The organism is Aquabacterium sp. UBA2148 (assembly GCF_002328915.1).
GTDB lineage: Bacteria > Pseudomonadota > Gammaproteobacteria > Burkholderiales > Burkholderiaceae_C > Aquabacterium > Aquabacterium parvum.
Map to the genome: position 1 here is coordinate 926 of NZ_DCXA01000330.1, position 4,577 is coordinate 5,502.

Consider the following 4,577-nt stretch of genomic DNA (forward strand, 5'->3'; position numbering starts at 1 on the left):
GTCAAGTTCTGCAAGATGCTGCTTGGCGGCCAGCCGCTGATCGGGCGCATCTCGTTGCGACACCTCCCCCACCAGGACGCCGACAAGGTCAACGCCCACTTCCAGGTGCCGATCACCTGGGGCGCCGACATCGATGCCCTGTGGTTCGAACGCAGCCTGCTGGACCAGCCCCTGCGTGGTGCTTTCCCCAGCCTGCACGAACAGGCCGGTCAGCGGGTGGTGCAACAGGTGGCACAACGCGTCCAGCCCGAAGCCAACGAGGGCGGCACCGCGCCCGGTCAGCAACTGGCCCAACAGATCGAGCAGGCGTTCGCCGACAAACCACGCCTGCTCGGACTGGGTGTCGAGGCCCTGGCCCAGGAACTGGGCCTGCACCCCCGCACCCTGCAACGCCGGCTCAAGGACATCGGCGACAGCCACTCGGCCATCCAGTCCCGCGTGCGACATCGCCTGGCACAAGCCTGGCTGCGCCAGCCCGAGCTCAGCATCGAAGACATCAGCGAGCGGCTGGGTTTCACGGACCGGCGCAGCTTCACGCTTGCCTTCACGCGGTGGTCTGGTCAGACCCCCAGCCAATTCCGCAAAGCCCTGCGCTGATCGAAGCCGCACCAGCCCACCCACACGCGGGGACCGTGCGCCCCAGCCGGTCAAGCTGAAACCGCGGCAAACCCGATACCACGCGTTTTCCCTAGTGGGACGATGTCGCGAAATTTCGCTTTCTGTCGCTGCCTTGCATGGTCTTCCCGGGGTGCGCTGCCTACAGTTCGGACTCATCAGACCGATTGCTTCATGTAGTCAGGCGCAACGCGTCCGAGGAGACAAACCATGCAACACGAACAACAGACCCCACCCCCGATCGTCCCGCGCGAAAAGCTGGACTTCGACTTGGACGGCAACATCCCCAAGTACTGGCTGGACAACGACCCGTTCAAAACGCGTTTCTTCGACGCCCTGTCCACGCTGTTCCCGGTGGGCGAGAAGTTCTTCATCACCTGCGTGCGCGACTTCAAGGACCGCATCGACGACCCCAAGCTGCTGCAGGAAATCAAGGACTTCACCCGCCAGGAAGCCCAGCACAGCATGCTGCACACGCAGTACAACAACCGCCTCAAAGCCCAGGGGGTTGACGTCGACGCCATCCTCAAAGGCCAGGAGCACCGCCTCTTCGGCATCATCCGCAAGGTCTTTTCTCGCGAGTTCACCCTGGGCATCACCACGGCCTCCGAGCACATCACCGCCATCATGGCCGACTGCTTCGTCGAGCGACCCGCCATCTTCGCCAACGCCGACGAGCGCATCCGCGCCCTCTACGTCTGGCACGCCATGGAAGAGATGGAGCACAAGGGCGTCGCCTATGACGTGCTGGTTGACCACGCCAAGGCCAGCTACTGGACCCGCATCAGCTCCATGCTGCTGGTCACGGCCCTGTTCCCCTACCACGTCTTCCGGATCATGAAGCACATGTTCCAGGTCGATGGCTTCAGCCGCTGGGAGCGCACCAAGATCTGGGCCAAGGGCCTGTGGTGGCTCTACAAGCCCGGCGGCATCTTCATGCCCATGATGGGCAAGTACTTCAGCTACCTCAAGCCCAGCTTCCACCCCTGGCAAGAGCCCGTGGTGCCCAGCTACGAGCCTTGGCTCAAGCTGCTCAAGGAAACCGGCAACCCCATCGAAGCCGGCAACCGCCTGGCCTTGAGCCAGCAACACGGCTGAACATCGCCCGGAGCCTGACAGGAGCCCTGCCATGAGCCAAGACCACCCCATCGTCCCGCGCGAAAAGCTCGACTTCGACCTCGAAGGCGACATCCCGAAGTACTGGTTCGGCGGCGACGCGTTCAAGACCCGTTTCTTCGACGCGATGTCCACCATCTTCCCTGAAGGTGAGCGCTACTTCATCTCCTGCGTGCGCGATTACCGCGACCAGGTCAGCGACCCCAAACTGCTGGCCGAAATCAAGGACTTCATGCGCCAGGAAGGCCAGCACGGCATCGTGCACAGCCTGTACAACAACCGCCTCAAGGCCCAGGGCATCGACGTCGACGCGCTCGAGCGCTTCACGCACAACATGCTGTTCAACGTGCTGCGCAAATACCTGCCCAAAAAGCAGACGCTGGCCGAAACCGCCGCCGCCGAGCACATGACCGCCATCATGGCCCACAGCTTCTTCGAGAAGAAAGAAGTGCTGGCCCAGGCAGACCCGCGCATGCGCGCCATGTACGCCTGGCACGCCATGGAAGAGATCGAGCACAAGGCCGTGGCCTTCGACGTCATGCAAAAGGTCGCCAAGGTGGGCTACCTGCGCCGCGTCTGGGCCATGGCCGTGGTCACCCTCGGCTTCAACATCCACTCGCTGTTGACCACGCGCTACATGCTCAAGGTCGACGGCTTCAAAGGCTGGCAGCGCTTCAAGCTCATGGCCCAGGGCATGTGGTGGATCTTCAAGCCGGGTGGCCTGTACATGCCGATCCTGGGCCACTACCTGCAGTACTACAAGCCCGGCTTTCATCCCTGGCACGCCGGCCAGATGCGCACCTACCACCTCTGGCTCGACACCTTCAACCGCACGGGCGACCCGATCCAGGCGGGCGAGGTCCTGCACGCAGCGGGCGCCTGAATCCGCGCCCTGCAGGCGTCGGTCACGCGTCGTCGGTCAGGCGCTGAAAACCAAAAGGCCTCCCATGCTCGGGAGGCCTTTTGCCTTGAGTGTCAGCGGTCAGGGCCTTGCGGCGCCCCGCTTACCTCAACGGGTTGCGCAAGGAGGCGGGTGACTCGCAGACACCTGCGACCGAAGGCGCGCGCCTGAACCACCGGCGTCAACCCGCTGCGCGCTGGGTCAAGATCTCGAACGCCGGCAACGTCTTGCCTTCCAGCACTTCCAGGAAGGCACCACCACCGGTCGAGATGTAGCCCACGTCCTTTTCGATGCCGTACTTGGCGATGGCCGCCAGCGTGTCGCCACCACCGGCGATGCTGAAGGCGCTCGACTCGGCGATCGCCTGCGCGATGGCCTTGGTGCCATGCTCGAAGGCCGCGAACTCGAACACGCCCACCGGGCCGTTCCACACCACCGTGCCGGCGGCCTTGAGCTGCGCGGCCAGCTTGGCGGCCGTCTTCGGCCCGATGTCCAGGATCATGTCATCGTCGGCCACATCCGTGGCGGCTTTGACGGTGGCCGGCGCATCGGCCGCAAAGGTCTTGGCCACCACCACGTCTTCGGGGATGGGCACCTCGGCGCCACGCGCCTTCATCGACTCGATCACGGCCTTGGCCGCACCGATCAGGTCCGGCTCGGCCAACGACTTGCCGATCTTCAGGCCAGCGGCCAGCATGAAGGTGTTGGCAATGCCACCGCCCACGATCAGGCCGTCCACGTTCTTCGACAGCGACTCCAGGATGGTCAGCTTGGTCGACACCTTCGAGCCGGCCACGATGGCGATCAACGGACGCTTGGGCGCGGCCAACGCCTTGTTGATGGCGTCGATCTCGGCGGCCAGCAGCGGGCCAGCCGAAGCCACCTTGGCAAACTGGGCGATGCCGTAGGTGGTCGCCTCTGCGCGGTGAGCGGTGCCGAAGGCGTCGTGCACGAAGATGTCGCACAGCGCTGCCAGCTTTTTGGACAGCTCTTCGTTGTTCTTCTTCTCGCCCTTGTTGAGGCGGCAGTTCTCCAGCAGCACGACCTGACCCGGGGCCACGTCCACGCCATCCACCCAGTTGCTCACCAACTTCACTTCGCGGCCCAGCAACTCGCCCAGGCGCTTGGCCACCGGAGCCAGCGAATCCTCGGGCTTGAACTCGCCTTCGGTCGGGCGCCCCAGGTGAGAGGTCACCATCACGGCAGCGTTGGCCTTGAGCGCCAGCTCGATGGCCGGCACCGAAGCGCGCACGCGGGTGTCTTCGGTGATGTTGCCGGCGTCGTCCAGCGGCACGTTCAAGTCGGCGCGGATGAACACGCGCTTGCCCGAGGCTTGGCCCTGAGCGACGAGGTCTTCGAATCGGATGATGTTCATAGTGTCGGCCGCGTGCGCGGTGTCGGTGAATGCTGGGGACAAAACCTCGGGATTATAGAAAACCCCAGCCTGCAGGATCCCCGCCCCTTTCACCAACCCACCCCCAGCTTGAGCGCCAAGTACACCGCCATGCCGACCAAAATGGTGCTGAGCATGTCCTTGCGCCACCAGGCCCAGGCCGCCGCCGCTGGCGCTGCAGCCCACTTAGGGTCGAGCCACCCCGTCTCGCTGCCAGACAAGGGCAGCACAATTTCAGGCGCGATGATCGCTGTCAAGGCCGCCAACGGCGCGTACTTCAGCCCCTGCAAGGCCCAAGTCGGCAAACGAATCGGCTCACGCGTCAGGAAAAAAAAGGCCCGCGTCACCGCAGACAGCCCCATCAAACCCAGCACCGCCAGCGCCATCCACAGCGGCGCCCCCCACCACATCACATCCATCGCCACCTCCCCCGATGCAGAGACATCGGCGCCAACTGTGCAGCAGGCACCTCGCTCAAAGGTGAGTGCCCTGGTGCCTCCCGACTCCCTGTCAATTGCGGACTCCCGGCTGAGCCCTGGGCACCCAGCGCTC

The 4,577-nt window shown here is 64.3% G+C and carries 5 protein-coding genes; 3 read left to right on the forward strand and 2 right to left on the reverse strand.

Annotation, left to right across the window (positions count from 1 at the left end):
- The 3 genes from B2W70_RS18385 to B2W70_RS18395 form a co-directional block, all read left to right on the forward strand.
- Positions 1-597, forward strand: a 597-nt coding sequence (locus tag B2W70_RS18385) for a helix-turn-helix transcriptional regulator (RefSeq protein ID WP_286748035.1), incomplete at its 5' end; no start/stop codon positions are given.
- A gap of 228 nt (positions 598-825) precedes the next feature.
- Positions 826-1,713: a metal-dependent hydrolase gene (locus B2W70_RS18390; RefSeq protein WP_286748037.1), complete on the forward strand. Its 888-nt coding sequence runs from the start codon at positions 826-828 to the stop codon at positions 1,711-1,713.
- A 31-nt stretch (positions 1,714-1,744) separates the two neighbouring features.
- Entirely contained in the window at positions 1,745-2,614 is an 870-nt protein-coding gene (locus tag B2W70_RS18395) for a metal-dependent hydrolase (protein ID WP_286748039.1), read from the forward strand.
- A 199-nt stretch (positions 2,615-2,813) separates the two neighbouring features.
- Here B2W70_RS18395 and B2W70_RS18400 read toward each other — a convergent pair whose 3' ends face one another.
- Both B2W70_RS18400 and B2W70_RS18405 read right to left on the reverse strand, forming a co-directional pair.
- A complete protein-coding gene (locus B2W70_RS18400) occupies positions 2,814-4,007 on the reverse strand; it encodes a phosphoglycerate kinase (protein ID WP_286748044.1) in 1,194 nt (397 codons plus the stop codon).
- 89 nt (positions 4,008-4,096) lie between these two features.
- Positions 4,097-4,444 carry an AzlD domain-containing protein gene (locus B2W70_RS18405; RefSeq protein WP_286748042.1) on the reverse strand — a complete coding sequence of 116 codons (348 nt, stop codon included), beginning with the start codon at positions 4,442-4,444 and terminating at the stop codon, positions 4,097-4,099.
- Positions 4,445-4,577: the final 133 nt, after the last annotated feature.